Annotated in this window: 30 protein-coding genes; 5 read left to right on the forward strand and 25 right to left on the reverse strand. The window is 71.5% G+C overall.

The window, feature by feature from the left end; all coding sequences use genetic code 11:
* Positions 1 to 132: 132 nt before the first annotated feature.
* The 11 genes from lgt to hisI all read right to left on the reverse strand — a co-directional run bounded on the left by lgt (position 133) and on the right by hisI (position 8988).
* Positions 133 to 1092, reverse strand: coding sequence for a prolipoprotein diacylglyceryl transferase (gene lgt / locus ABZV38_RS07235; RefSeq protein WP_356325443.1), 960 nt, complete (start codon positions 1090 to 1092; stop codon positions 133 to 135).
* Between the two features lie 108 nt (positions 1093 to 1200).
* Entirely contained in the window at positions 1201 to 2028 is an 828-nt protein-coding gene (locus ABZV38_RS07240; RefSeq protein ID WP_356325445.1) for a thioredoxin domain-containing protein, read from the reverse strand.
* A 76-nt stretch (positions 2029 to 2104) separates the two neighbouring features.
* On the reverse strand, positions 2105 to 2917 hold the full coding sequence (trpA, locus tag ABZV38_RS07245) for a tryptophan synthase subunit alpha (RefSeq protein WP_356325447.1): 813 nt from the start codon (positions 2915 to 2917) through the stop codon (positions 2105 to 2107).
* Entirely contained in the window at positions 2914 to 4200 is a 1287-nt protein-coding gene (gene trpB / locus ABZV38_RS07250; protein ID WP_356325449.1) for a tryptophan synthase subunit beta, read from the reverse strand. The genes trpA and trpB overlap by 4 nt, the downstream gene beginning before the upstream one ends.
* A gap of 135 nt (positions 4201 to 4335) precedes the next feature.
* Positions 4336 to 4536, reverse strand: coding sequence for a tryptophan synthase subunit(beta) (locus tag ABZV38_RS07255; RefSeq protein WP_356325647.1), 201 nt, complete (start codon positions 4534 to 4536; stop codon positions 4336 to 4338).
* Between the two features lie 26 nt (positions 4537 to 4562).
* Positions 4563 to 5372 carry an indole-3-glycerol phosphate synthase TrpC gene (trpC, locus tag ABZV38_RS07260; protein WP_030972813.1) on the reverse strand — a complete coding sequence of 270 codons (810 nt, stop codon included), beginning with the start codon at positions 5370 to 5372 and terminating at the stop codon, positions 4563 to 4565.
* A 115-nt stretch (positions 5373 to 5487) separates the two neighbouring features.
* Positions 5488 to 5916, reverse strand: coding sequence for a DUF2752 domain-containing protein (locus ABZV38_RS07265; RefSeq protein WP_356325649.1), 429 nt, complete (start codon positions 5914 to 5916; stop codon positions 5488 to 5490).
* Positions 5917 to 6046: 130 nt separating this feature from the next.
* Positions 6047 to 6298, reverse strand: coding sequence for an HGxxPAAW family protein (locus tag ABZV38_RS07270; protein WP_356325451.1), 252 nt, complete (start codon positions 6296 to 6298; stop codon positions 6047 to 6049).
* Between the two features lie 136 nt (positions 6299 to 6434).
* Positions 6435 to 7094, reverse strand: coding sequence for a TIGR02234 family membrane protein (locus ABZV38_RS07275; protein ID WP_356325453.1), 660 nt, complete (start codon positions 7092 to 7094; stop codon positions 6435 to 6437).
* Positions 7095 to 7108: 14 nt separating this feature from the next.
* Positions 7109 to 8596, reverse strand: a complete 1488-nt coding sequence (locus ABZV38_RS07280) for an anthranilate synthase component I (RefSeq protein WP_356325455.1) — start codon at positions 8594 to 8596, stop codon at positions 7109 to 7111.
* 11 nt (positions 8597 to 8607) lie between these two features.
* Positions 8608 to 8988: a phosphoribosyl-AMP cyclohydrolase gene (gene hisI, locus ABZV38_RS07285; RefSeq protein WP_356325457.1), complete on the reverse strand. Its 381-nt coding sequence runs from the start codon at positions 8986 to 8988 to the stop codon at positions 8608 to 8610.
* 85 nt (positions 8989 to 9073) lie between these two features.
* Between hisI and ABZV38_RS07290 the strand changes: the two genes are divergently transcribed.
* Positions 9074 to 9706 (forward strand): TIGR03085 family metal-binding protein, encoded by a 633-nt coding sequence (locus ABZV38_RS07290; RefSeq protein WP_356325460.1) that lies wholly within the window; start codon positions 9074 to 9076, stop codon positions 9704 to 9706.
* Positions 9707 to 9722: 16 nt separating this feature from the next.
* Here the strand turns inward: ABZV38_RS07290 and ABZV38_RS07295 are convergent, their stop codons facing one another.
* The 10 genes from ABZV38_RS07295 to hisD all read right to left on the reverse strand — a co-directional run bounded on the left by ABZV38_RS07295 (position 9723) and on the right by hisD (position 17471).
* Entirely contained in the window at positions 9723 to 10967 is a 1245-nt protein-coding gene (locus ABZV38_RS07295) for an MFS transporter (RefSeq protein WP_356325462.1), read from the reverse strand.
* Between the two features lie 26 nt (positions 10968 to 10993).
* A complete protein-coding gene (locus tag ABZV38_RS07300; protein ID WP_356325464.1) occupies positions 10994 to 11581 on the reverse strand; it encodes a helix-turn-helix domain-containing protein in 588 nt (195 codons plus the stop codon).
* Positions 11582 to 11745: 164 nt separating this feature from the next.
* Positions 11746 to 12501, reverse strand: coding sequence for an imidazole glycerol phosphate synthase subunit HisF (gene hisF, locus ABZV38_RS07305; protein WP_267005654.1), 756 nt, complete (start codon positions 12499 to 12501; stop codon positions 11746 to 11748).
* Positions 12498 to 12896: a RidA family protein gene (locus ABZV38_RS07310; RefSeq protein ID WP_267005653.1), complete on the reverse strand. Its 399-nt coding sequence runs from the start codon at positions 12894 to 12896 to the stop codon at positions 12498 to 12500. The genes hisF and ABZV38_RS07310 overlap by 4 nt, the downstream gene beginning before the upstream one ends.
* On the reverse strand, positions 12893 to 13621 hold the full coding sequence (gene priA / locus ABZV38_RS07315) for a bifunctional 1-(5-phosphoribosyl)-5-((5-phosphoribosylamino)methylideneamino)imidazole-4-carboxamide isomerase/phosphoribosylanthranilate isomerase PriA (protein WP_326631047.1): 729 nt from the start codon (positions 13619 to 13621) through the stop codon (positions 12893 to 12895). The genes ABZV38_RS07310 and priA overlap by 4 nt, the downstream gene beginning before the upstream one ends.
* Positions 13621 to 14262 (reverse strand): imidazole glycerol phosphate synthase subunit HisH, encoded by a 642-nt coding sequence (hisH, locus tag ABZV38_RS07320; RefSeq protein ID WP_356325466.1) that lies wholly within the window; start codon positions 14260 to 14262, stop codon positions 13621 to 13623. Before hisH ends, priA begins: the two co-directional genes overlap by 1 nt.
* A gap of 11 nt (positions 14263 to 14273) precedes the next feature.
* Positions 14274 to 14441 (reverse strand): hypothetical protein, encoded by a 168-nt coding sequence (locus ABZV38_RS07325; protein WP_356325468.1) that lies wholly within the window; start codon positions 14439 to 14441, stop codon positions 14274 to 14276.
* Positions 14438 to 15034: an imidazoleglycerol-phosphate dehydratase HisB gene (gene hisB / locus ABZV38_RS07330; protein WP_356325470.1), complete on the reverse strand. Its 597-nt coding sequence runs from the start codon at positions 15032 to 15034 to the stop codon at positions 14438 to 14440. Before hisB ends, ABZV38_RS07325 begins: the two co-directional genes overlap by 4 nt.
* Complete coding sequence (locus ABZV38_RS07335; RefSeq protein WP_356325472.1) at positions 15031 to 16152, reverse strand: histidinol-phosphate transaminase; 1122 nt, start codon at positions 16150 to 16152, stop codon at positions 15031 to 15033. The genes hisB and ABZV38_RS07335 overlap by 4 nt, the downstream gene beginning before the upstream one ends.
* On the reverse strand, positions 16149 to 17471 hold the full coding sequence (gene hisD / locus ABZV38_RS07340) for a histidinol dehydrogenase (RefSeq protein WP_356325474.1): 1323 nt from the start codon (positions 17469 to 17471) through the stop codon (positions 16149 to 16151). The genes ABZV38_RS07335 and hisD overlap by 4 nt, the downstream gene beginning before the upstream one ends.
* Positions 17472 to 17640: 169 nt before the next feature.
* Here hisD and ABZV38_RS07345 point away from each other — a divergent pair, with 169 nt between their 5' ends.
* From ABZV38_RS07345 to ybaK, 4 genes are all read left to right on the forward strand, one after another.
* Complete coding sequence (locus ABZV38_RS07345; protein ID WP_356325476.1) at positions 17641 to 19242, forward strand: oxidoreductase; 1602 nt, start codon at positions 17641 to 17643, stop codon at positions 19240 to 19242.
* A gap of 276 nt (positions 19243 to 19518) precedes the next feature.
* Positions 19519 to 20556, forward strand: coding sequence for a hypothetical protein (locus tag ABZV38_RS07350; protein ID WP_356325478.1), 1038 nt, complete (start codon positions 19519 to 19521; stop codon positions 20554 to 20556).
* Between the two features lie 5 nt (positions 20557 to 20561).
* Complete coding sequence (locus ABZV38_RS07355; protein ID WP_356325481.1) at positions 20562 to 21308, forward strand: LON peptidase substrate-binding domain-containing protein; 747 nt, start codon at positions 20562 to 20564, stop codon at positions 21306 to 21308.
* Between the two features lie 25 nt (positions 21309 to 21333).
* On the forward strand, positions 21334 to 21843 hold the full coding sequence (gene ybaK, locus ABZV38_RS07360; RefSeq protein ID WP_356325483.1) for a Cys-tRNA(Pro) deacylase: 510 nt from the start codon (positions 21334 to 21336) through the stop codon (positions 21841 to 21843).
* Between the two features lie 163 nt (positions 21844 to 22006).
* Here ybaK and ABZV38_RS07365 read toward each other — a convergent pair whose 3' ends face one another.
* The 4 genes from ABZV38_RS07365 to ABZV38_RS07380 all read right to left on the reverse strand — a co-directional run bounded on the left by ABZV38_RS07365 (position 22007) and on the right by ABZV38_RS07380 (position 25973).
* Positions 22007 to 22684, reverse strand: coding sequence for a hypothetical protein (locus tag ABZV38_RS07365; protein WP_356325485.1), 678 nt, complete (start codon positions 22682 to 22684; stop codon positions 22007 to 22009).
* A 34-nt stretch (positions 22685 to 22718) separates the two neighbouring features.
* Complete coding sequence (locus ABZV38_RS07370) at positions 22719 to 23519, reverse strand: ABC transporter permease (RefSeq protein WP_356325651.1); 801 nt, start codon at positions 23517 to 23519, stop codon at positions 22719 to 22721.
* Positions 23520 to 23646: 127 nt separating this feature from the next.
* Positions 23647 to 24621, reverse strand: a complete 975-nt coding sequence (locus ABZV38_RS07375) for an ABC transporter ATP-binding protein (RefSeq protein WP_356325653.1) — start codon at positions 24619 to 24621, stop codon at positions 23647 to 23649.
* 95 nt (positions 24622 to 24716) lie between these two features.
* Positions 24717 to 25973: an NYN domain-containing protein gene (locus ABZV38_RS07380; RefSeq protein ID WP_356325487.1), complete on the reverse strand. Its 1257-nt coding sequence runs from the start codon at positions 25971 to 25973 to the stop codon at positions 24717 to 24719.
* Positions 25974 to 26061 lie beyond the last annotated feature (88 nt).

A 26061-nucleotide genomic window follows, 5' to 3' on the forward strand; every position in this document is an offset into this window, starting at 1 on the left:
CCGGGCGGGGAGCCAGATCAGGCCCCTCCGGCGATTGAGGAGCGGGGGGCCGGGGGCGGAGCCCCCGGTGGTGAGGGAACGGGCGAGGGGCCCGAACCGTCCGGTTCGGGCCCCTCGTACAAGTGGGTGGCGTCAGCCGTTCGTCGCCGCCTCTGCGCTGCCGTTCTTCTCCGGCGCCCGAGCCTCACCATCACGCTTGGCGTCACCCTCGGCATCCGAGCCCGACTCCGAAGCCGGGTCCGCGTCCTCCACGCCCTCGGCCGCCTCGGCCGCCTCCGCGGCCTCCGGCTCGACGACCTCCTCGCGCCCCGGCCGCACCTTCGCCGAGATCACGATGTACGTCACCGCCAGCACGAACACGATCACCGCGGTCCACACATTCAGGCGCAGGCCCAGAATGTGGTGGGCCTCGTCGACCCGCATGTACTCGATCCACGCCCGCCCCGTGCAGTACGCCGCGACGTACAGCGCGAACGCCCGCCCGTGTCCGAGCTTGAAGCGGCGGTCCGCCCAGATCACCAGCAGCGCGACACCCACGCACCACAGCGACTCGTACAGAAACGTGGGGTGGTACGTACCGGCGACCCGGTTGGGGCCTTCGCTGATCTTCAGGGCCCACGGCAGATCCGTCGGCTTGCCGTACAGCTCCTGGTTGAACCAGTTGCCCCAGCGGCCGATCGCCTGGGCGAAGGCGATGCCGGGGGCGAGCGCGTCGGCCCAGGCGGGCAGCGGGATGCCGCGGCGGCGGCAGCCGATCCAGGCACCGACCGCGCCGAGCGCGATCGCACCCCAGATGCCGAGGCCGCCCTGCCAGATCTTGAAGGCGTCGACCCAGTTCTCACCGTCGCTGAAGTACAGCTGGTAGTCGGTGATGACGTGGTAGAGCCGCCCTCCGACGAGGCCGAAGGGCACGGCCCAGACGGCGACGTCAGCCACTGTGCCGGCTCTGCCGCCCCGGGCGATCCAGCGCTTGTTGCCGAACCAGACGGCGACAAACACACCGATGATGATGCAGAACGCGTAGCCGCGGAGCGGGATCGGTCCGAGATCGATCACGCCGGTCGACGGGCTGGGAATGTAGGCAAGGTCCATGGCAGGGTCGACGCTACCCTGCCGGGCGGGACGTACGGCAACCCGCCCGACAACGTCTGGGTAACGAGCCGGTCATCTGTTCCCCGCCCCCACAGGTCCCGGTCCGGGTCAGGAACCGGCAGGCGCCGGGGTGACCGTCCCCGGCTGCTTGCCCTTGTTCGCCTCGGCGACCCACTTCTTCAGGTTGGCCACGGTGATCGGTTCGCTCCCCTTCTTCGGGAAGATCGACTCACCGTTGAGCAGCGCGGTCGGCGTGCCCTGGAAGCCGCCGTTCTGGAAGGCGGTGTTGGACTTCTGGACCCAGGTGTTGTGCGTGCCGTCCTCCACGCAGCTGCGGAAGGCAGGGGTGCCGAGGCCTTCGACCTTGCCCGCCAGCTCGATCAGCTTGCTGCTTTTGCCGAAGGCGTCGTCGGTCTCCGGCGGCTGGTTGCGGTAGAGGACGTCGTGGTACGCGGAGAACTTGCCGACGTCCTGCGCGCAGGCCGCCGCATTGGCCGCGTCCAGCGAGCCGCTGCCGCCGAGGTTGCCGTCGATGATCGTGGCCAGGTGGTACTCGACCTTCAGCTGTCCGCTGCTCTCCAGCTGGTGGATCGTGTCCCGGAACGCGTTCTCGAACTGGGCGCAGACCGGGCAGCGGAAGTCCTCCCAGATCGTGAGGGTGGACGGCGCATTGTCCGCACCCACCTGGATGGCCAGGCTGTCCTTGCCGGTCGCCCCGGACGGCGCGACGACGGGCCCCGCCCCGCTCGTCTTGTCGCCCTTGCCGCCCGAATTCGCGGCGATCACTCCGATGACGGCGGCCAGCGCCAGCACACCCACCACGGCGGTGGAGACGATCAGCGTGCGCCGGCGGCGCTCGCGCGCCCTCTCCTGCTCACGCTGCTGTACGAGCCGGTCGCGCGCGGCCCTTTTTCCCTCTTCGTTCTTCTCGCTCACACCCGCAGCAACGAACCGGGGAGGCACGTACGTGCCTCCCCGGTCCCAGGTCCACCCGTTCGGGCGATGCCCGATGTCAGCGCTTTCGAACACCTTCGGCCAGTTCGCCCGCAAGGGAGCGGACTCCGGCCAGTCCGGACACCTCGTCGGGGGCGTCCAGCATCCGCTTGACGAAGGCGGAGCCGACGATCACTCCGTCGGCGAAGGCGGCGACCTCTGCGGCCTGCTGGGCATTGGAGACCCCAAGGCCGACGCAGACCGGGAGCCCGGTGGTGGCGCGGGTGCGCCGCACCAGGTCCTGGGCCTGCTCACCGACCGATTCACGGGTGCCGGTGACGCCCATCAGCGAGGCCGCGTAGACGAAGCCGGAGCCGGCCGCGGTGATGGTGGCGAGGCGCTCGTCCTTGCTGCTCGGCGCGACGACGAAGACGGTCGCGAGACCGTGCTTGTCGGCGTGCTCGCGCCACACCGAGGACTCCTGGACCGGCAGGTCGGGCAGGATGCAGCCGGCGCCGCCCGCTTCGGCGAGCTCGGCGGTGAAGCGCTCGATGCCGTACCGGTCGATGGGGTTCCAGTACGTCATGACAAGGATCGGGACGCCGGTCGCCTCGTAGGCCTCGCGGACCGTACGCATCACGTCTGCGATCTTCACGCCGCCGCGCAGGGCGATGTCGTCGGCGGTCTGGATGACCGGTCCGTCGAGCACCGGGTCGCTGTGCGGCAGGCCCACCTCGACGACATCGGCGCCACCGGCGACGACGGCCTTGACGGCCTCGATGCCGCCGTCGACCGACGGGAACCCGGCCGGCAGGTAGGCGATCAGTGCGGCCCGGTCCTCGGCCTTGGCGGCGGCGAGGGTGGCGCTCAACAGCTCGATGTTGCCGCTCACTTGGCATCCCCCTCGATCTCGGCGCTGTTGCTGTCCGCGTCCGCCTCGACGGCCGCGTCCGTGTCGTACAGCCCGAAGTAACGGGCCGCCGTGTCCATGTCCTTGTCGCCGCGACCGGACAGGTTGACCAGGAGCAGCGCGTCCTTGCCGAGCTCCTTGCCGATCTCCAGGGCGCCGGCCAGCGCATGGGCGCTCTCGATGGCCGGGATGATCCCCTCGGTACGGGAGAGCAGACGCAACGCCTGCATGGCGGCGTCGTCGGTGACCGCGCGGTAGTCGCCGCGGCCGATGTCCTTGAGGTACGAGTGCTCCGGGCCGATGCCCGGGTAGTCGAGACCGGCCGAGATGGAGTACGGCTCGGTGATCTGGCCCTCGTCGTCCTGGAGGACGTAACTGCGCGAGCCGTGCAGGATGCCGGGCTCGCCCGCGGTCAGGGTCGCCGCGTGCTCGCCGGTCTCCACACCGCGTCCTGCGGGCTCGCAGCCGATCAGCCGGACGTGCGCGTCCGGGATGAACGCGTGGAAGAGCCCGATGGCATTGGAGCCGCCGCCGACACAGGCGATCGCGGCGTCCGGCAGCCGGTGGGTCCGCTCCAGGATCTGCCGGCGGGCCTCGACGCCGATGACGCGGTGGAAGTCGCGGACCATCGCCGGGAAGGGGTGCGGGCCCGCGACCGTACCGAAGAGGTAGTGCGTGCGGTCGACGTTGGCGACCCAGTCGCGGAACGCCTCGTTGATGGCGTCCTTGAGCGTGCGGGAGCCGGACTTCACGGCGATGACCTCGGCGCCGAGCATCCGCATCCGCGCCACGTTCAGCGCCTGCCGCTCGGTGTCGATCTCGCCCATGTAGATGGTGCATTCGAAACCGAAGAGGGCGCAGGCCGTCGCGGTGGCCACACCGTGCTGGCCGGCGCCGGTCTCGGCGATGACCCGGGTCTTGCCCATGCGCTTGGTGAGCAGTGCCTGGCCCAGCACATTGTTGATCTTGTGCGAGCCGGTGTGGTTGAGGTCCTCGCGCTTGAGGAAGATCCGGGCACCGCCCGCGTGCTCGGCGAAGCGCGGCACCTCGGTCAGCGCGCTGGGCCGGCCGGTGTAGTTGACCATGAGCTCATTGAGCTCGGCGGCGAAGGCCGGGTCGGCCTTCGCCTTGTCGTACTCGACGGCGACCTCGTCCACGGCGGCGACGAGCGCCTCCGGGATGAACTTGCCGCCGAACGCACCGAAGTAGCCCTCGGCGCTGGGGATCAGACCCTCGGGGTCCGGAATGAAGAAGTCAGATGACATCCGACGTGCTCCTCGTCATGGCAACGGGTGGGTTCACCGTATGCGTCGTGAGCGAGACGCCGCCGCGACCGAGGGCGGTCGGGCGGTGCGGTCGTACGTACGAGAGGTGTGGTGCGAGTACGTGGCCGGGGCTCGCTACAGCGCAGTCCCCGGGCGCCATCGCATGCCGTTGACCTGGCCGGGCTCGTCGCCGATCACGTACCGCACACGCCGGCCGTGCACCCGGCGCGCGGGGGCGCGGCAGCCGCGGGGGCGGCAGCCGCGCGCCAGCGGCGCGTGCGGGTCCCGCACAGCCGTCACACCGGCGAGACGCAGGCCCGGCCGGGTGCGGAACACGGAACGGTCGGCGGACACGGTGCGGGTCAGCTCCGTCCGTGCCGCAGGGCCGGGTGGGCGCCCGCGGCGACCAGGTCCGCGACGGCGGCCCGCGGGTCGCGGCCGGTGACCAGGGACTCGCCGACGAGCACGGCGTCGGCGCCGGCGTTGGCGTAGGCGATGAGGTCGTGCGGGCCTCGGACGCCGGACTCGGCGACCTTGACGATGCCCGCCGGGATCTCCGGGGCGACGCGCTCGAACGTCGAGCGGTCGACCTTGAGGTCCTTCAGGTTGCGCGCGTTGACACCGATGATCTTCGCTCCGGCGGCCACGGCACGCTCCGCCTCCTCCTCGTCGTGCGCCTCGACCAGCGGCGTCAGGCCGATGGACTCGGCGCGCTCGATCAGGGAGACGAGGGCCTCCTGGTCGAGGGCGGCGACGATCAGCAGGGCGAGGTCGGCGCCGTAGGCGCGGGCCTCCCAGAGCTGGTACGAGGTGACGATGAAGTCCTTGCGCAGGATCGGGATGTCGACCTTGGCGCGAACGGCTTCCAGGTCGGCGAGCGAACCGCCGAAGCGGCGCTCCTCGGTGAGGACGGAGATGACGGACGCGCCACCGGCCTCGTAGTCCGCGGCGAGCGCGGCCGGGTCGGCGATCGCGGCCAGGGCCCCCTTGGAGGGGCTGGAGCGCTTGACCTCGCAGATGACGGTTACGCCCTCGCCGCGCAGGGCGGCGACTCCGTCCTTGGCCGCCGGAGCGCGCGCCGCGCGTTCCTTGAGCTCGTCGAGGCTGACGCGCGCCTGCCGCTCTGCGAGGTCGGCGCGAACGCCGTCGATGATCTCGTCGAGCACACTCACGCGAGCGGCCCCCTTCCGGGACGGTGATGAGGGAACAGGATCAGCCATCTCGATGGTATCCGCAGGAGGGCCCCGGGCTCACATCCGGCCGACGGATATCCCACTACCTGGGCATTCATGGCGCCAACAACGATCCGAACGGCAGATTCCGGACGACGGTGAAGATCAGGAGCACGGCGCCGATCCCCCACCAGTAGACCGGTGCCAGATTGATCCGTAGGGGCAGCCCCCTGCGCGCGCGGACCATCCAGACCACCCAGACGACGGCGAAGATCGCGTAGCCGACAACCGCGAGGGCGTTGGAGCCGAGGGCCGCGGCGATATCGCCGTGGGCGACGGCGTGGGCGCTGCGCAGCCCGCCGCAGCCGGGGCAGTACAGGCCGGTGATCTGGAGCATCGGGCAGACCGGGTAGTGGCCCGGCTGGTTGGGGTCGACGGCGCCGACATAGCCGAAGGCTCCGATGACGGTGGCCATCACCCCCAGGGGGGTGGCGAGCCGTCGGACGGCCGACCCGCGCACGGGCGCGGACGGAAAGACCGGCACGGGCGGATGACCGGGCGGGCCCGGTGCGGCTGCGGGAGAAGGCGAGGCGTCCACCCGGTGATTGTCCCCGGTCACGCGGAAAGGCGCAGCCCGGCCGGGGCTGCGCCTCGCACGATGGATCCGACCGGGGTCAGGAGGAGACCTGGGCCTGTCCGGCCCGCGCCCTGGCCGCAGCCATCTCGGCGGACTCCTTCGGCATGCCGAGGCCGGCGACCTTCATCGCGAGACCGACGATCCCGCCGATGAAGATGACCGCGATTCCGGCCCAGAAGCCGAGCGGGCTGGCCGCGACGATGAAGACGCCTGCGATGCAGAAGCCGATGAAGGAGATGATGACACCGGTCCAGGCGGCCGGGGTGTGTCCGTGGCTGCTGCCCGCCATGAGTTGCTCCTCGTTGGTGTTGCGCTGTTGGTATCGCTGTACGCAAAGCTGGTGCCGCTGTGGTGCGCTGCGCTGCCGCTTTGCAGAAAGCTCACCGCCATTGTCCCGTACGTGCGGGTACGACGTGAGCTGGGGGTCATACCTCGCGCGTCGGGTCCTCGCCGCGGTCCAGGGCCTTCCACAGGTCCTCGGGCCGGTCCGGGTCCGGGGCGGTGCGGGGGGTCCTGCGGGGGCGCGGGGTGCCGTCGCGCTCGTACCGTCCCGACATGGTGGGCCAGAGCTTCCCGTACCGCAGGGCGAGCAGCCCGGCGAGAAGGATCAGCAGGCCTCCGACGGCGGTGATGTACGGCCACGCGGTGTGGCTGAGGGCGTCGATGGTGGCGGAGGCGTCGCCGGTGTTCTGCGCCGCCTTCTCGTCGAGGGCCGCGCTGTCGGAGGCGCCGAGGTAGGCGCTCACACCGGCCCCGAGGCCGCTGAGGGCGAGCAGCCCGGCGACGAGCAGCCGGCCGGCGCTGCGAACGGCGAAGACGGCGACGAGGGCAGCCAGGCCGACGATGGCAAGGGCCGCCGGGAGACCGGTGATGTCGTCGCCGTCGGCGGTCAGCGGCAGGGAGACGCCGCCGACTGCGGCCGTGCCCTCCGCCCAGGTCTGGCCGGAGGCGAGGAGCACGACGGTGGCGCCGACGGCCCCGAGAAGCAGGCCGGCAGCCAGGCTGCGGCGGCTTCCCGTCGCGTCGGGCGCGGCGGCGGCTTGGGCACGGGGCTGGGGTACGGGGACAGCACTCACGTACCCCACTATCCCTTACCGGGTCAGTTTGTGTGGAGGCGGTTGGCGGTATGGACGGCGCGCAGGACCGCAGCGGCCTTGTTCCGGCACTCGGTGTCCTCCGAGACCGGGTCGGAGTCGGCCACGATGCCCGCCCCGGCCTGGACATACGCGGTGCCGTCGCGCAGCAGCGCCGTACGGATGGCGATGGCGGTGTCGGAGTCCCCGGCGAAATCCAGGTAGCCGACGCAGCCGCCGTACAGTCCGCGGCGGGTGGGTTCGAGCTCCTCGATGATCTGCATGGCGCGGGGCTTGGGGGCGCCCGAGAGGGTGCCGGCCGGGAAGCAGGCGGTGAGGACGTCGAAGGCGGTACGGCCTTCGGCGACGCGGCCGGTGACGGTGGAGACGATGTGCATGACGTGCGAGTACCGCTCGATCGACATGAAGTCGACGACCTCGACGCTGCCGGGCACGCAGACCCGGCCCAGGTCGTTGCGGCCGAGGTCGACGAGCATCAGGTGCTCGGCGCGTTCCTTCGGGTCGGCGAGGAGTTCGTCGGCGAGGGCCTGGTCCTCCTGCGGGGTGGCGCCGCGGGGCCGGGTCCCGGCGATCGGGTGGACCATGGCGCGCCCGTCCTCGACCTTGACGAGGGCTTCCGGGCTGGAGCCCGCGACGTCGAAGCCGTCGAACCGGAAGAGGTACATGTACGGCGACGGGTTGGTGGCGCGCAGCACCCGGTAGACGTCCAGCGCGCTTGCCGTGCACGGGGTCTCGAAGCGCTGCGAGGGCACGACCTGGAAGGCCTCGCCGGCCCGGATGCGCTCCTTCACGTCTTCGACGGCGTCCTGGAAGGCCTGGCCGCCCCAGAGCGCGGTGTACGGCGGGAGTTCGGACGGCGGGAGGGTGGCGGGGGCGCTCTCGACCGGGCGGGAGAGGTCGGCCTCCATGGCGTCGAGGCGGGCGACGGCGTCGGCGTACGCCTCGTCGACCCCGGTCTCCAGGTCGTTGTGGTTGATCGCGTTGGCAATCAGCAGGACGCTGCCGTCCCAGTGGTCGAGGACGGCGAGGTCCGAGGTGAGCAGCATGGTCAGCTCGGGGAGTTTCAGATCGTCGCCACCGTGCTCGCCGATCCTCTCCAGCCTGCGCACGATGTCGTACCCCAGATAGCCGACCATGCCGCCGGTGAACGGTGGCATGCCGGAGTGCAGGTCGCGCGGGGTGTGGAGGGCGTCGATGGTGGCGCGCAGTGCGTCGAGCGGGTCGCCGTCGACAGGGACGCCGACGGGCGGGGTGCCGAGCCAGTGGGCCCGGCCGTCGCGGGCGGTGAGGGTGGCGGCGCTGCGTACTCCGATGAAGGAGTAGCGGGACCAGGTCCGTCCGTTCTCCGCGGATTCGAGGAGAAACGTGCCGGTGCGCTCGCCCGCGAGCTTGCGGTAGAGCGCGACCGGGGTGTCGCCGTCCGCGAGAAGGCGGCGGCTGACGGGAATGACACGCCGGTCGGCGGCCAGCTTGCGGAAGGTCTCGAGATCCATGGCGGCTGACCCTACTGCCCGAGCGGGAGCACGTCGGCGTCGAAACAGGTGCGGTCGCCGGTGTGACAGGCGGCCCCCGTCTGGTCGACCTTGACGAGGACGGTGTCCGCGTCGCAGTCGAGGGCGACGGACTTGACCACCTGGATGTGACCGGAGGTGTCGCCCTTGACCCAGTACTCCTGACGGCTGCGGGACCAGTAGGTGCAGCGGCCGGTCGTCAGGGTGCGGTGCAACGCCTCGTCGTCCATCCAGCCGAGCATCAGCACCTCACCGGTGTCGTACTGCTGGGCGATGGCCGGAACCAGTCCATCGGCGCCGCGCTTGAGGCGGGCGGCGATGGCGGGGTCCAGACTGCTGGCGGGCGGGGTGCTGGGCGCGGGCGTGCTGGTCATGTGCCCCATTGTGCCGTGGTCGCGGAGGCCGTTCGGCGGGACGTCCACTGGGCGGACTGCGGACGCCGGTCGTACGCTGGCGGGCATGTCGACCCATGCAAAGCGTGAACGACTTCTGCTCGCCGACCTGTTGGAGGCGGCGGGCCCCGAAGCCCCGACCCTGTGCCACGGCTGGACGACCCGCGACCTCGCCGCCCATGTGGTGGTACGCGAGCGCAGGCCGGACGCGGCGGCCGGGGTGCTGCTGAGCCCGCTGAAGAACCGGCTCGACCGGGTGCAGTCCGAATTCGCCGAGAAACCGTACGAGGAGCTGATCCAGCTCATCCGTACGGGACCGCCCCGGATGTCACCGTTCGGACTGAAGCAGCTGGACGAGGCGGCCAACACGGTGGAGTTCTACATCCACGCGGAGGACGTGCGCCGGGCGCAGCCCGACTGGTCGCAGCGGGATCTGGACCCGGTCTTCGCCGACGCCCTGTGGTCGCGCATGGAGAAGGCGGCGCGGCTGATGGGGCGCAAGGCCCCGGTGGGGCTGGTGCTGCGCCGCCCGGACGGGCAGACCGCCGTGGCGCACAAGGGCACTCCGGTGGTGACGGTGACCGGGGAGCCGGGCGAGCTGCTGCTCTTCGCGTCGGGGCGGCAGAATGCGGCGCGGGTGGAGCTGGAGGGCGACAAGGAGGCGGTGGCCCGGGTGAGCACGGCCGAGCTGGGCATGTAGGGCGTACGGGGCCGGGTCAGCGCGGGAGTTCCGCGCGGCGCAGCCGGGTGACGACCAGACCGGTTACGGCCCCCGCCCCGCCCAGCGCCGCGCCGGCGGCGAAGACCGGCCCGGTCCCCCAGGTGGCGACGGCCGCGCCGGTCACCGGGTAGCTGAGCGGTGCGACCGCATGGGTGAAGAGCGTCGAGACCGAGGTGACCCGCCCCAGATAGGCAGGATCGGTGGCGGACTGCATCAGCGCCCCGCACAGCGCCCCGCCCAGTCCGGCGAAGAGCCCGACCGCGGCGCCGACGGCGGCGGCGAGCGGCACCGACGGGACGTACGCGAGGGCCCCGGCGGCGACCGCGCCGACGAGCACGGTCAGGCACATGATCAGCCCGGCGCGGGGCAGCCGCCCGCGGACCGCGAGCAGCAGGGCCGCGGCGCCGGCGCCGATACCGAAGGCGGCGACGATCCAGCCCATGCCGGAGGCGCCCCAGCCGCGCTCTTTCGCAAGCAGGATCAGCCCGAGGTTGAGCGGGCCCGCGAAACCCAGCTCGCTGACGGCGAGGACGAGTACGAGCGGCCCGAGCAGTGGATGGCGCCGGATGTGGCGCACCCCGTCGGCCAGTTCACGCCACGCGGTGCCGGGAGATTCGGCACCGTCCTGGTCGGGCAGCGGCGCGATCCGTACGACGACGAGCAGGGGCAGTGAGACGGCAAAGAGCACCCCGGCCGCGGCGAATGCGAGCACGGGTCCGCCGACGGCCACCGCGACCCCGCCCAACGGTGCGCCGACCACATGGGCGGTACGGGTGGCGAGTCCGCGCAGTCCCTGGATCCGGGCCAGCTGTCCGGCGGTGGTGATCCTGGGCGGCAGAGCTCCCACCGCGGGCAGGAAGAGTGCGTCGACCGCGCCGAAGACGAGCGCGACGGCGATCAGCATCCACACGGCGGGCGAGGTGGACATCAGGGCGCCGGCCAGGCCCAGGACGACCAGGCAGCGCGCGGCGTCGGCGCCGATGACGAGTCGCCGGGGTCCGAGCCGGTCGGCCAGGACTCCCCCGCCGAGCATCAGCACGGCCCGGGGTATGGATCCGGCGGCGAGGACGAATCCGGCCTGCGAGGCGGTGCCGGTGCGGGTGGCGGCCCAGGCGAGTGCCATGTAGTAGATGCTGTCGCCGACCATCGACGCGGTGTACGCGCCGAGCCAGCGCAGGACATTGCCGTCGCGGTGGGCGGGGCGTTCGGGAGCCTTCGCGGCCGTGGCGGTGACAGTCATGAGGGGCGTCCTCTCGGGGCGCCGGCTCAGGTGCGGAACGGGAATGCGTACAGGTGCATGGCGACGTTCTCGCGCCCTTCCGTGTCCCCCGCCTCGTCGCGGGCACGGCCGGCCTCCTCGTACCGGTCGATCACCTCGTGCACTTCGCGGTTGAGCGCGGCCAGTTCGTCGGCGGTGAGCCGGGCCAGGTACTCGGAGCTGGAGGCGGCGCTGCGCCACTTCAGCGACCAGCTCTGGGCCGAGTCGAGGTAACGGCGGTACAGCTCGATGTGCTGGTCGAAGGAGAGCCTGCCGACAGCGGCATGCGTGGCGACCTTCTCGGGCGCGTCGCTGAAGTCTTCGTCGTGGAAGTTCAGCCCCTTCGACGCGGGCTGCCACCAGCGCTCGCGGCCATCCTTGCCCTGCTGCTCGGCCTCCTCGATCAGGCCGTGGTCGGCGAGCTTGCGCAGGTGGTAGCTGACCAGCGAGACCGCCTCGTCGACCAGCTCGGCGAGCTGGGAGGCGGTGGCTTTCCGGGAGATGTAGAGCGCTCGGTACAGCTTCATCCGCAGGGGGTGTCCGAACGCCTTCAAGGTCTCCAGATCCGAGACCCGGCGCGGTTCATTGCTTGCCATGCCCTCCACCGTAGATAGGAAAGAAAACTTGCGCAATCTTTATTGTGCAATAAAAGTTGTGGAGTTTGGCACTGCTGCCACGATCGGACAGGGCACGGCCCGCAAACGCCGATCGCCGGACGGAACCGCATATCGGTTCCGTCCGGCGATCGATGACTCCGCGGTCAGCGGACCGGGTGCCCGGCCTCCCGCAGTGCGCCCTTGACCTCGGAGATCCTCAGATCACCGAAGTGGAAGACGGACGCGGCGAGCACCGCGTCGGCGCCCGCCGCGATGGCCGGCGCGAAGTCCGCGAGCCGGCCCGCGCCACCGGAGGCGATGACCGGGACGGTCACATGCCCCCGGACCGCCGCGATCATCTCGGTGTCGTAGCCGTCCTTCGTGCCGTCCGCGTCCATCGAGTTGAGCAGGATCTCGCCCGCGCCCAGCTCGGCGGCCCGGTGCGCCCACTCGACGGCGTCGATGCCGGTGCCCCTGCGGCCGCCGTGCGTGGTGACCTCGAAGGTGCCTTCGGGGGTACGGCGGGCGTCCACGGACAGCACGAGGACCTGTCGGCCGAACCGCTCGGCGATCTCCCGGATGAGGTCCGGGCGGGCGATGGCCGCGGTGTTGACGCCGACCTTGTCGGCGCCGGCCCGCAGCAGCTTGTCGACATCGTCGGCGGTGCGGACGCCGCCGCCGACGGTGAGCGGGATGAAGACCTGCTCGGCGGTGCGGCGCACCACGTCGTAGGTCGTCTCCCGGTCGCCGCTGGACGCGGTGATGTCGAGGAAGGTCAGCTCGTCCGCGCCCTCGGCGTCGTACAGCTTCGCCATCTCGACGGGGTCACCCGCGTCGCGCAGGTTCTGGAAGTTGACGCCCTTCACGACCCGGCCGTTGTCGACGTCCAGGCACGGGATGACGCGTACCGCGAGACTCATTGCACACCTGCCCGGTAGGCCTCGATCTCGACCTCGACGACCAGGCTGGGGTCGACGAAGCCGGACACGATGATCATGGAAGCGGCGGGGCGGACGTCGTCGAACAACTCCTTGTGGGCGCGGCCGACCTCGTCCACGTCCCGGGCGTGCGTGATGTACATCCGGGTACGGACGACGTCCTCACGGCCGAGTCCCACCTGCTTCAGCGCGTCGAAGGCGACGTTGAAGGAGGCGACGGCCTGCTCGTACGGGCCGCCCGCGGAGATCTGCCCCTTGACCACCGATGTGCAGCCGGCCACCAGGACGAGCCCGTTGGACAGCTCCACCGCTCGGGAGTAGCCGAACTTCTCCTCCCAGGGGGCCCCGGAGGAGACACGGCGGACGGAGTCGGTCATGCGGAGACCACCTGCAGCGCCTCTTCCAGGGTGAACGCCTTCGCGTACAGCGCCTTGCCGACGATCGCGCCCTCGACCCCGTCGGGCACGAGCGAGGCGATCGCCCGCAGGTCGTCCAGCGAGGAGACACCGCCGGAGGCGACGACGGGCTTGTCGGTGGCGGCGCAGACGTTCTTCAGCAGCTCCAGGTTGGGGCCCTGGAGCGTGCCGTCCTTGGCGATGTCGGTGACGACATAGCGGGCGCAGCCCTCGGAGTCGAGGCGGGCGAGCGTCTCGTAGAGGTCGCCGCCGTCGCGGGTCCAGCCGCGGCCGCGCAGCGTCGTACCGCGGACGTCGAGGCCGACGGCGATCTTGTCGCCGTACTCGGCAATGACCTTCGCGACCCACTCGGGGGTCTCCAGGGCGGCGGTGCCGAGGTTGACCCGGGTGCAGCCGGTGGCGAGGGCCGCGGCGAGCGAGGCGTCGTCGCGGATGCCGCCGGACAGCTCGACCTTGATGTCCATGGAGCGGGCGACCTCGGCGATCTGCGCCCGGTTGTCACCGGTGCCGAACGCGGCGTCCAGGTCGACGAGATGCAGCCATTCGGCGCCCGCCTGCTGCCAGGCGAGGGCGGCCTGCAAGGGGTCGCCGTACGAGGTCTCGGAGCCGGACTCGCCGTGCACGAGGCGGACGGCCTGGCCGTCGCGGACGTCGACGGCGGGGAGGAGCTCAAGCTTGGTGGACATCAGAGTGTTCCGATCCAGTTGGTCAGCAGCTGGGCGCCGGCGTCGCCGGACTTCTCGGGGTGGAACTGGGTGGCCCACAGGGCGCCGTTCTCCACTGCGGCGACGAACGGCTCGCCGTGGGTGGCCCAAGTGACCCGGGGTGCGCGGATCCTGGCGTTGGTGACTTCGAGGCTCCAGTCGTGCACGGCGTAGGAGTGCACGAAGTAGAACCGGGCCTCGGGGTCGAGACCGGCGAAGAGCTCGGAGTCCTCCGGGGACCGCACGGTGTTCCAGCCCATGTGCGGAACGATCGGGGCCTTCAGCGGGGCGACGGTGCCGGGCCACTCGTCGAGGCCCTCCATCTCGACGCCGTGCTCGATGCCTCGCTCGAAGAGGATCTGCATGCCGACGCAGATGCCCATCACGGGCCGGCCGCCGGAGAGCCTGCGACCGATGATCCATTCGCCGCGGGCCTTCTTCAGCCCCTCCATACAGGCGGAGAACGCACCGACGCCGGGCACCAGCAGCCCGTCGGCGTTCATCGCCTTGTCGTAGTCGCGGGTGATCTCGACGTCCGCGCCGACGTGGGCGAGGGCGCGCTCGGCGGAACGGACGTTGCCGAAGCCGTAGTCGAAGACGACGACCTTCTTCTGGTCACTCACAGGTCGCTCCCTCAGTCCCAGAGTCCCTGGATCCGCAAGACGCCTGCGACCAGGCACATCACGGAGGCGATCCCGAGCAGCACGATGAGGCCCGTGGGCATCTTCTGCTTCGAGAAGGAGTAGACGCCGCCGGCCAGGAAGAGGCCGACGACGATCAGCACGGTGTTGAGGCCGGTCACAGCGCACCCTTCGTGGAGGGGAGGATTCCGGCAGCGCGCGGGTCGTGCTCACAGGCGTACCGCAGGGCGCGGGCGAGCGCCTTGAACTGGCACTCCACGATGTGATGGGCGTTGCGGCCGTACGGGACGTGGACATGCAGGGCGATCTGCGCCTGGGCGACGAACGACTCCAGGATGTGCCGGGTCATCGTCGTGTCGTAGGAGCCGATCATCGGCGCGATGTTCTCCGGCTCGGTGTGCACCAGGTAGGGGCGGCCGGAGAGGTCGACGGTGACCTGGGCGAGCGACTCGTCCAGCGGGACGGTGCAGTTACCGAAGCGGTAGATGCCGACCTTGTCGCCGAGGGCCTGCTTGAAGGCGGCACCGAGGGCGAGGGCGGTGTCCTCGATGGTGTGGTGCGTGTCGATGTGCAGGTCGCCTTCGGTCTTCACCGTGAGGTCGAAGAGGCCGTGGCGGCCGAGCTGGTCGAGCATGTGGTCGTAGAAGCCGACCCCGGTCGACACGTCGACCGTGCCGGTGCCGTCGAGGTTGACCTCGACGAGTACGGACGTCTCCTTGGTGGTGCGTTCCACGCGGCCTACGCGGGGGCTCATGCGTCGTGCTCCTTCTTGAGTTCGCGTACCGCATCGAGGAACGCGTCGTTCTCTTCCGGGGTTCCTGCGGAGACCCGCAGCCATCCCGGTACGCCGTTGTCCCGGACCAGGATGCCCCGGTCGAGGATCTGCTGCCAGGCGGTGTGGCTGTCGGCGAAGCGGCCGAACTGGACGAAGTTGGCGTCCGAGTCCGTCACGTCGAAGCCGAGGGCGCGCAGTTCGGTGACGATCCGGTCGCGCTCGCTCTTGAGCTGGGCGACGTACCCGAGGAGCGTATCGGTGTGCTCCAGGGCGGCGAGCGCGGTGGCCTGGGTGACGGAGGACAGGTGGTACGGCAGCCGCACCAGCTGCACGGCGTCCACGACGGCCGGGCCGGCGGCGAGATAGCCGAGCCGCAGCCCGGCGGCGCCGAACGCCTTCGACATGGTGCGCGAGAGCACCATGTTCGGCCGGCCCTCGATCAGCGGAAGCAGCGAGGGGTGGTGGCTGAATTCGCCGTACGCCTCGTCGACCACGACCATCGACGGCCCGGCGGCCTGGGCGGCGTCGTACAGCGTGCGCACGGTCTCGGCGTCGACGGCGGTGCCGGTGGGGTTGTTGGGCGAGGTGATGAAGACGACGTCCGGTCGCTGCTCGGCGATGGCCTCGCAGGCCGCCGCGACATCGATCGTGAAGTCGTCCTTGCGCGGTCCGGAGATCCACCCGGTGCCGGTTCCCCGGGCGATGAGCGCGTGCATCGAGTACGAGGGCTCGAAGCCGATCGCCGTGCGTCCGGGACCGCCGAAGGTCTGCAGCAGCTGCTGCAGCACCTCGTTGGAGCCGTTGGCCGCCCAGACGTTGGCGAGACCGACCTCGTGCCCGGCGGTGCGGGTGAGGTAGCGGGCCAGCTCGGTACGGAGCTCGACGGCGTCCCGGTCGGGGTAGCGGTTGAGGTCGCGGGCGGCCTCGCGGACGCGCTCGGCGATGCGGTCGACGAGCGCCTCGGGAAGCGGGTACGGGTTCTCGTTGGTGTTCAGCCGTACCGCAACGTCGAGCTGCGGGGCGCCGTAGGGGGACTGGCCGCGGAGCTCGTCCCGGACCGGAAGATCGTCGATCCGGATCGACTTGCTGTTCGTCACTGCTGCGGAACCTTCCAGCCGAACCGTGCCTTGAGAGCGGCGCCGTGGGCGGGGAGGTCCTCCGCCTCGGCGAGGGTCACGACATGGTGGGCGACCTCGGCGAGCGCGTCGCGCGTGTAGTCGACGATGTGGATGCCGCGCAGGAAGGACTGCACGGACAGACCCGAGGAGTGGCAGGCGCAGCCACCGGTCGGCAGGACGTGGTTGGAGCCCGCGCAGTAGTCACCGAGCGAGACCGGGGCCCACGGGCCGACGAAGACCGCTCCGGCGTTGCGGACCCGGTCGGCGACAGCGGCGGCGTCGGCGGTCTGGATCTCCAGGTGCTCCGCGGCGTACGCGTCGACAACCTTGAGGCCGTCCTCGAGATCGTTGACCAGGACGATCGCGGACTGACGGCCGGCCAGCGCGGGCTCGATCCGGTCGGTGATGTGCTTGGTCGCGGCGACCTGCGGCTTCAGCTCCGCCTCGGTGGCGGCGGCCAGCTCCTCGGAGTCGGTGACGAGGACCGCGGCGGCCATCGGGTCGTGCTCGGCCTGGCTGATCAGGTCGGCGGCGATGTGCACCGGGTCGGCGGTGGAGTCGGCGAGGATCGCGATCTCGGTGGGGCCGGCCTCGGCGTCGATGCCGATGCGGCCCTTGAGGAGGCGCTTGGCAGCGGCGACATAGATGTTGCCGGGGCCGGTGACGAGGTTCACCGGAAGACATTCAGCCGTTCCGTAAGCAAACATCGCGATGGCCTGGGCGCCACCGGCCGCGTACACCTCGTCGACGCCGAGCAGGGCGCAGGCCGCGAGGATGGTGGGGTGCGGCAGGCCGTCGAACTCCTTCTGCGGCGGGGAGGCGACGGCGATGCCCTCGACGCCCGCCTCCTGGGCCGGTACGACGTTCATGACCACGGACGACGGGTAGACGGAGCGCCCGCCCGGCACATACAGACCGACGCGCTCGACGGGCACCCACTTCTCGGTGACCGTGCCGCCGGGGACGACCTGGGTGGTGTGCGTGGTACGGCGCTGCTCGTGGTGGACGAGGCGGGCGCGGCGGATCGACTCCTCGAGGGCGGCCCGTACGGCGGGATCCAGCCGCTCCAGCGCATCCGCGATCGCCGATACCGGGACCCGGATCGAATCGAGCCGTACGCCGTCGAATTTCTCCCCCCACTCGATCACTGCCGCTGAGCCACGATGGCGTACGTCCTCGCAGATGGGGCGCACCGTCTCCAGCGCGGCTTCCACGTCGAACTCGGCTCGGGGCAGCAGGTCGCGCAGGTCGCCGCCCTCAGGGAGGGCACCACCGCGCAGATCGATTCGAGAGATCACACCGCAATTCTCTCAGACCGCCATCGGCGACAGTTCGCCCGTATCACTGGCTGATACATGTCGCGGCGGTCACAGCCGACTACTCCCGGCCACTGCTGACTACCGGCGTTCACGGCGTCACACAGAGGGAACAGAGAGGGAATAACAACTGCAAGCGGAGGGGGCCACGGTGACCGACCCGCAGAACGGTGACATTCCGGACGCTCTCAGCGCGGCCGAGCTGGGTATGTGGCAGGCCTTCCGGAACGGCAGCACCTACGATCTGCGCGCCCGCGACCCGCTCCGGGACGATCCGTTCGCGCCGACGGCCTGGGGCGCGGAGCGCAGTGTGGACGCCCGGGTCGTCGCCCGGCTGCTGCTGAGCGGGCCGCCGGCCCGGCCCGGGCGTGTCGCCGCGCTGAAGCTCCGGGGCATACGGATCACCGGGACGCTGGATCTCGCGGGCGGACGCGTCGCGCCGTACGTGGAGCTGACGGGCTGCCGGCTGGAGAACGAGGTGGTGCTGCCCGAGTGCCATTTCACGACATTACGGATGGTCGGCTGCGCGGTGCCCCGGCTGGAGGCGGCCCGGCTGCACACCGAGGGCGATCTGCATCTGCCGCGCTGCCGGATCGAGCCCGGGATCCGGCTCACCGACGCCCATATCGGCACGGATCTGCTGCTCAACCAGATCGAGCTGGGGGCCGACCGGCAGGGCCGCGCCCTCGCCGGGGACGGGCTCACGGTCGCGCAGGACCTGCAGGCCGAGATGGTGGAGGCACGCGGCGAACTGAGCCTGCGTGGGGCGAAGGTGGGCGGTTCGATGAGTCTGCGCGGCAGCCGGCTGCGGGCCGGGCGGGGCCGGCGTGCGCTGAACGCCCCTCAGCTGACCGTGGAGCGCACGCTCTACATGACCGAGGCCTGGGTGAGCGTCGACACGGGGAACCAGGGCACCACTCCCCCGTACGGAATTGTCATGGCCCCGACCCCGGCGCACGGCACCCGTTCGCAGATCTTCGAGTGCCGCGGCGGGGTGCGGCTGGACGACGGGCGGTTCGGTGACGCGGTCGATCTGCACAAGGCACGGTTCGTGCTGGCGCGCCACGAGGAGCTGTCGCTGCGCCGGATCGTCGCTCCGGAGCTGCGGTTCAACGCGGAGCGGCCGGAGGAGGGCCGGGTCGTGCTGAACGGCGCGAAGGTCGTCACGCTGATCGACGTGTCGACCAGCTGGCCGGGACCGGGCGGGCTCGCGATGGGCGGCTTCGTGTACGAAAACCTCGTCCCGTACGGGCACTTCCCGCTCTCCCGGCGCCTGGAGTGGGTGGCGGCGGCGACCCCCGAATACGTACCGGAGCCGTACGAGCGGCTGGCGGCCGTGCTCCGCAACTGCGGCGAGGACGCGGACGCCCGTGAGGTGCTGCTCGCCAAGCAGCGGCGGCGCCGCGAGACGCTGCCGCCCGCCGCGAAGCTGTGGGGGATCCTGCAGGACTGGACGGTGGCGTACGGCTACCGGCCGGGGCGGGCGGCGGTGTGGATGGCGGTGCTGTGGGCGGCGGGGGCAGTGGCCTTCTCGCAATACGACCCGGCGCCGATCAAGCGGGACGAACACCCGGAGTGGAATGCGGCGCTGTACGCACTGGATCTACTGGTCCCCGTGATCAACCTCGGGCAGGACGGGTACTGGCGGATGGAGGACGGCTGGCAGTGGGTTGCGGCCGCGCTGGTGCTGCTCGGATGGATACTGGCCACCACCGTGGCGGCGGGCGCGTCCCGGCTGTTGCGCCGGGGCTGACCCGCGTCGGCCCGGTCCGGGCTGCAAACCGTTCCGCCCCACCGCCCCGTCCCCTTCCGCCGCCCGGTCGGCACGCGGCCCGACAGCCTTCGCCGGGGCGCTCGAACGACCGGCCGACCGACGGCCGAAGAGACGGACGCGACCGCCGGAACAACAGGATCGAGCCAGATTCCCTACATTCCTTTACTTTTTCTTGACCGCCTTCGGGGCAACCCATGTACTCGGCACCAAAGCTTCACAGTGCCCCTCTGGCGCTGCCCCTACCAGCGCTTTTCAATGGTCTGCACCATGGCATTCCTTCGCGCTCTGCTTCGTACCGCGCGCATGATCCGGCACTCGCCGCGGCTGTCCACGGGACTGCCGGCGGACGATGCGGTGCTGCTCGACGCCCCGGACGAACGGCTTTCCCCGGCCCTCGTAGCCGCCGCCCTCGGTGAGTACGAGCCGGCCGCGAAGCTTCTCGCCACCACCCGGGACGCGGCCGAGTGGGAGAACCGGGACCGCTATCTCAGCCGGCTCGTCACCTTCGCCCGCAACCGCGACGGCTGGCTGAACGACTGGCTCGCCGCCGCCCCGCACGACCCCGACGCGCTGCTCGTCAAGGCCGAGCTGGCCGTCCGCCGGGCCTGGGAATCGCCCGCCCGCGCGGAGCGGCTGCACGACGCGGGGCCGCTGATCGCCGCAGCGGCCGAGAGCGATCCGCGCGACCCGGTGCCATGGCGGCTCGCCCTGGAACACGCGCGCGGCACGCATGCCTCGCACACCACCTTCGAGGCGCTGTGGGAGCAGGCGATCCGGCGCTCGTCGCACCACTACGGCTGCCATGTCGCGGCGCTGCAGTACCTCTCCGCCGCCTGGTACGGCTCGCACCGCGAGTGCTTCGACTTCGCCGAACGGGCCGCCGAGGACTCGCTGCCCAGCTCGCTGGTGCAGGCACTGCCGGTGCGGGCCGCGTTCGCGCTGCTGATCGCCGGTCCGGACGTGAAGACGACGTCGGTGCTGGAGGAGCGGATCGACTCGGCCGCGGATCTGGCGATCACGCTCTCCGCCGCTTTCGAGCCGGGCGATCCCTGGCCGGCCGAGGTCCGCAATCTGCTGGCGTACGTACTGGTCGTGCGGGGCCGGTGGGACGAGGCACTGGAGCAGTTCCGGCTGATCGGGCCCCATGCGGCGTCGTTCCCGTGGTCGTTGGTGTCCGATGATCCGCTGGGCCAGTTCCTGGATGCGCGGGACGGGGCGCGGCTCCAGGTGGCCTCCGCGACGCCCTTGTGGAACCGGGCCGACCACGGCCGGTCGCACGGCCATTACGCTTGACCGTTGTGACCACCGCTCGTCTGCCCCTCTTCCCGCTGAACGCGGTGCTGTTCCCCGGCCTCGTGCTGCCGCTCAACGTCTTCGAGGAGCGCTATCGCGCCATGACGCGCGAGCTGCTGAAGACCGATGAGGACGAACCGCGCCGCTTCGCCGTGGTCGCCATCCGCGACGGCCGCGAGACCGCCCCGACGGCCCTCGGCATGCCGGACGCCGCCACGGTGCCCGCCGCCGAGCGCGGCCCCTCGGACGGCTTCGGCCCCGACCCGGTCCAGACCTTCCACCGGGTCGGCTGTATCGCCGACGCGGCGAAGATCCGGGAGCGGGCGGACGGCAGCTTCGAGGTCCTGGCGACCGGAACGACCCGGGTCAAGCTGCTCTCGGTCGACGCGAGCGGCCCGTATCTGACGGCCGAACTCGAAGAGCTCGACGAGGAGGCCGGCGAGGAGGCCGGTGCACTCGCCGAGGGTGTGCTGCGGGCGTTCCGCAGTTACCAGAAGCGGCTGGCCGGAGCGAGCGAACGCTCGCTGACAACGGGCGCGGAACTGCCGGACGACCCGTCGGTCGTCTCCTATCTGGTGGCCGCTGCGGCGGTCCTGGACATCCCCACCAAGCAGCGGCTGCTGCAGGCACCGGACACGGCGACGCGGCTGCGCGAGGAGCTGACGCTGCTGCGGTCCGAGACGGCGGTCATCCGCCATCTGCCGTCGCTGCCCGCGGTGGACCTGACCAGGGCCCCCACCCACTCCAACTGACCTGCCCACCCGAGGACCCTGCCCCGTGGCGAAGAAGTCGAAGAAACAGCAGCAGTCCGGCTCCGGCGGTACCCCGGCGACGGTCGCCCTGACCGCGGCGGACACACCGTTCACGACCCATGCGTACGAGCACGACCCGGCCTCCCCTTCCTACGGCGAGGAGGCCGCCGAGGCGCTCGGCGTCTCCCCGGACCGCGTGTTCAAGACACTGGTGGCCGACGTGGACGGCAACCTGACCGTGGCGGTCGTCCCGGTGGCCGGCTCCCTGGACCTGAAGGCCCTGGCCTCGGCGGTCGGCGGCAAGCGGGCAGCGATGGCGGACCCGGCGGCGGCGGAGCGTACGACCGGCTACGTACGGGGCGGCATCTCCCCCCTGGGCCAGCGGAAGCGGCTGCCGACGGTGCTGGACGCGTCGGCGCAGACCCACGACACGATCTGCGTATCGGCCGGCCGCCGCGGCCTGGAGGTGGAACTGTCCCCGGCGGATCTGGCGTCGCTGACGGGGGCGGTGTTCGCGCCGATCGGACGGTCGTAGGCACCCTTCCGAGCCCGCCCGGCAAGATCAAGCCCTTCGAGGGGGTTCCCCACGCCTTGAGGGCCTACAGGGGAGATTGAGAACCGCGGTCCGGGACGGCGCCCCGGTTCCGGGAAGGCGCGGGGCGAGGGCCCCGCGCAGCGGCCCACCCCGCCCCCTGTCCCTACCGCTCCGTGGGAGACCCCGGCGCGGTCCCGGGCGTCCCGGGCGCCCCAGGCGTCCATCCCCCCGACTCCGGCTCCGGATCCCGCGGCCCGAACACCGCCGTCAGCGCCAGATGAACGACCATCGCCGCCAGCGCCCACGCCAGCAACGCTCCCTTCGCATGCAGCTCCAGCGGCGCATCGAACACCACGCCCTTGCCGACCTCACGCGCGTGGGCGACCACATCCCGCTCCGGCCCGAACCAGACGCCGACCCCCCAGGCGACCAGGGACCCGAGCAGCCCTCCCAGGGCGAGGCCGACCACGAGCGCGATCCCACCCCGCCGGAAGAACAAGAAGACGAGGACCGCAGCCACCGCGCCGAAGGCGAGCGCAAGCAGCACGAACGTGCCGTCGGAGCCGATCGCCTGCTCGCCCTCGCTTTCGCTGAGGAAGACCGCCTGGTTGTCGGAGACCAGCGGGACCCGCGGCGCCAGCCACAGCCACAGCGCTCCCAGCGCGATGCCGGCCGCCGTCGTCAGGACGGTGATCAGGGCAGCCCGCCACAGATCCGCCCGACGGTCGTGCTCCTCCTGCGACTCCGGGAGCATCCCGGGGTGGGAGCCACCGCCCTTCGGCGGGATCTGCCAGGGATCGTTGGGCGAGGGCCGGTGGGGCGGCGTCAGAGGTGCGGTCACCGTGCCATCGTGCCAGGCCTCCCTGTGCTGCGCCTCACCGGACCGCCGCCCTGCGGTACGCCCAGGTCGCCACGGCCAGCGAGAGAACACCGACAACCGCGCAGACGGCGAGATCGAGGGCGATGACCGCCCAATCGGGATGGGCGCCGAACGACCGGGACAGTGCCTCGACCCCGTACGTCGAGGGCAGCAGATCACGGGCCCAGCCGATCGGCGCGGGCATCCGGTCGGCAGGCAGCACCCCGAGCAGCAGCGCCGCGGACATGCCCAGCTGCCCGAGCAGCGTGGCCAGCTCCTGTCGGGGCGCGAGCAGTCCGAGTGCGGCGCCGAGCCCGGAGAGCGCGGCGCCGGAGAGCGGGATGACGGCGACCAGCACCCACAGGTGGGTCATCGGCAGCTGGAAGAGAACGCTCCCGGTGACCGCGGTGACGATCGTGCCGGGCACGGTGAAGGAGGCGTACGCCCCGGCCGCACCGAGCACCACTGCGGCGGGCGGCACCGGCAGGGTGGCGTAGTGGTCGAGCCCTCCGCTGGCCCGCAGCTGCCCGAAGTACTGGGCGAGCAGGTTGAGCGCGACGAAGGCGACGACGAGGACGCTGGACCCGGCGACGACGGCCCGTGCCTCAGCACCGCCGTCGACGACCCCGCGCATCAGGATCATGATCCCGATGGACTGGAAGGTCGCCACGAAGAGCAGCGGGATCCGGGCGACCCTGGCCCGGGACAGCTGGGCCCGGTAGATGGCGGCGAGCGAGGGGAACAGCCCGGCGCGCGGCGCGAGCGGCGCGACAACGGCGCCCCCGCCGTCCCCGGCAGGGGAAAGGCTTGCGGTCACCGGCTCGGCGCCGGCCACCTCTGCAGGAACAATGCTCGTCACCTGGCGCTGCTCCTGTTCGGTCCCTGCGCGGCCCTGTATCCGTACCCGATCACACCGATCACGTGCGTCACATCGATCGCGCCGGTCACGCCTTCACCAGCCCCTGCGTCGCATTCCCGCCGAGTGCCAGATAGACATCTTCCAGGCTCGGCGTCGCCAGCGTGAAGTCGTCCAGCGCGGCGAACGCCGCCCCGCCGGTCACCGCCGCGACCGCCGCACGCGCCTCGTCCGGCCCGAGCCGCAGTACCCAGCGGCGGCCGGACTCCTGGGCCAGGGCGCGCAGAGCGGCCACTTCAGGGACGTCCAGGGGGGCGCGTTCGCGCCACATGAGCTCGACCCGGACCTCACCCGCGACGCGCTCCTTGAGCCCGGTCGGGGTGTCGCAGGCGATGACCTTGCCGCGTTCGATGACGGCGACCCGGTCGAGGACGGTCTCGGCCTCGATCACGTTGTGGGTGACCAGCAGCACCGTCACCCCGCGCTCGGCGCGCCGCCGGTCGACGGCGGCCCAGACGGCGCGCCGGGCGACGGGGTCCATCCCGGTCGTCGGCTCGTCGAGGACGAGCACCGGGCGATCCCCGACCAGCGCCGCCGCAAAGCAGGCGAGCCGCCGCTGGCCGCCGGAGAGCTTCTTCAGGGGGCGCGCGGCGATGTCGGTGAGGCCGAGTTCGTCGAGTACGGCGTCCCGTGCGGCGCGGGCGTCGCGTACGGCAAGTCCGCGCAACCGCCCGGTGGTCTCGGCGGCGAGCGACACGGTCAGCTCGTCGAGGGCGGTGGACTCCTGCCCGAGGTAGCCGACCAGCCGGGATGCCCGCTCGGGGTGGCGTACGAGATCGTGGCCGAGCATCTCGACGCTGCCGGAGTCGGGCCGCATCAGCCCGGTGAGCTGCCGGACGAGCGTGGACTTCCCGGCTCCGTTGGGTCCGAGCAGTCCGAAGATCTCGCCGCGCCGGACGTCGAGGCTGATCCCGTCGGTGGCGCGCACCTCAGGGGTGGCGGGAGCGCCGCGGCGGCCGCGGGCGGCGGGATAGGTCTTGACCAGATCACGCACCGCGCACACGGTCCCGGTCGCCGTCTGCGCCTGTGCTGTGCCCGTACTCACGAGGTATGAGGGTACGGGGTCGGATGCCCCGGATTGCGCCCGGGGCCGCCGGACTACTCCGCCGCGGGGGCGTGTTCGGCCGCCGCGCGTACATCGATCTCGCGCCAGAAACCCGCCCGGATCGCGTACCGGTCGTGTTCGTCGATCTGGTCGTCCTTGTGGGCGAGCAGGCCGAACCGTGCCGCGTACCGCAGCAGCTCGCCGTCGATGCGGTGCGGAATGCGCGGGTACATGGTCGACAGCTTCTGCAGATGGACGGTCTCCGGCAGCCGTTCCATCCAGCGCCGGGCGAATACCTGGCCCACCTCGAAGGGGTCACCGCCGACGGTGGTGATGTCCTCCTCGCGGTCCGCCCAGCGCTGCTCGGCGGAGGTGAGCTGGGCGAGGGTGGGCAGCGACGCGGTCTCGGCGGGTTCGCCGAGCTGGCCGCCGCGCTCCACCCATCCCTTGTCGGAGGACCAGCGCAGGGTGGCACTCGCCGGGGGCGGGGCGGCGTGGCCCGGCAGGGCGCCGGGGCCGCGGAGGCTGCCTGCCAGGTCCTTGGGGGTGGGGACGCCCCTGCCGCCGTGCGCAACCGGGACGTGCGCGGTGTCGTCGACGGCCGGCTCCGCCGTACCGTTGCGGGCGGCGGCCGCCTGGGCCTCCGTGGCCCGCTCGGCGGAGGCTGCGAGGGCCGCCTCGGGCAGGGGCGCGGAGAGGATCGCGGCGATCTCGGGCCGGGGTGCGGGCGGCGGGGCGCAGCTGCCACCGTTGTCCTTGGCCCGGACGGCCTGGGTGATCCACGTCCGGTCGAGCACCCTGCGTTCGTCGGCTTCGGCGACCAGGTCCTCGGACTGGTTGTAGTCGCCGTCGGCGGCCTGGACGGCCCACAGATGGACGGCGACGCCGTGTTCCTTGGCGGACATCAGGCCGGGCAGCAGATCACCGTCGCCGGTCACCAGGACCACATCGGAGCAGGCGCGGTTTCTGGCCAGTTCGGTGAGTTCCGCATGCATGGCGGCGTCGACGCCCTTCTGCGCCCACCGTCCGTCACTGCGAGTGAGCGCTCCGAGCCTCACGGTCACCCGGGGCATGACCCGCAGCCTGCGGTGTTCGGGCTGCGGTACGCGGTCGGGGGCGCCGTCGAACCAGTAGATCCGCAGCAGCGGCTGCGCCGTATCGGCCTCGGCTCGCTCGCGCAGGCCCTGGATCAGCGCCGCATGGTCGACGGTGATGCGGGAACGGGCGGGCTCTCCGGCCAGCAGACTCGCGGCCGCTCCCAGCAGATAGCCGGCGTCCACCAGGACGACGCAACGGTCCACGCGTTCCACCCTCTTCCAGAAATCGGGAATGGGTTTTGCTCAGGGTTTCCTTCGAGTCTGCCCGACGGCACGGGGCTTGACGGCCGGAACTCGATCA

It is taken from the genome of Streptomyces sp. NPDC005181, from assembly GCF_040608395.1.
In the GTDB taxonomy this organism is placed as follows: Bacteria; Actinomycetota; Actinomycetes; order Streptomycetales; family Streptomycetaceae; genus Streptomyces.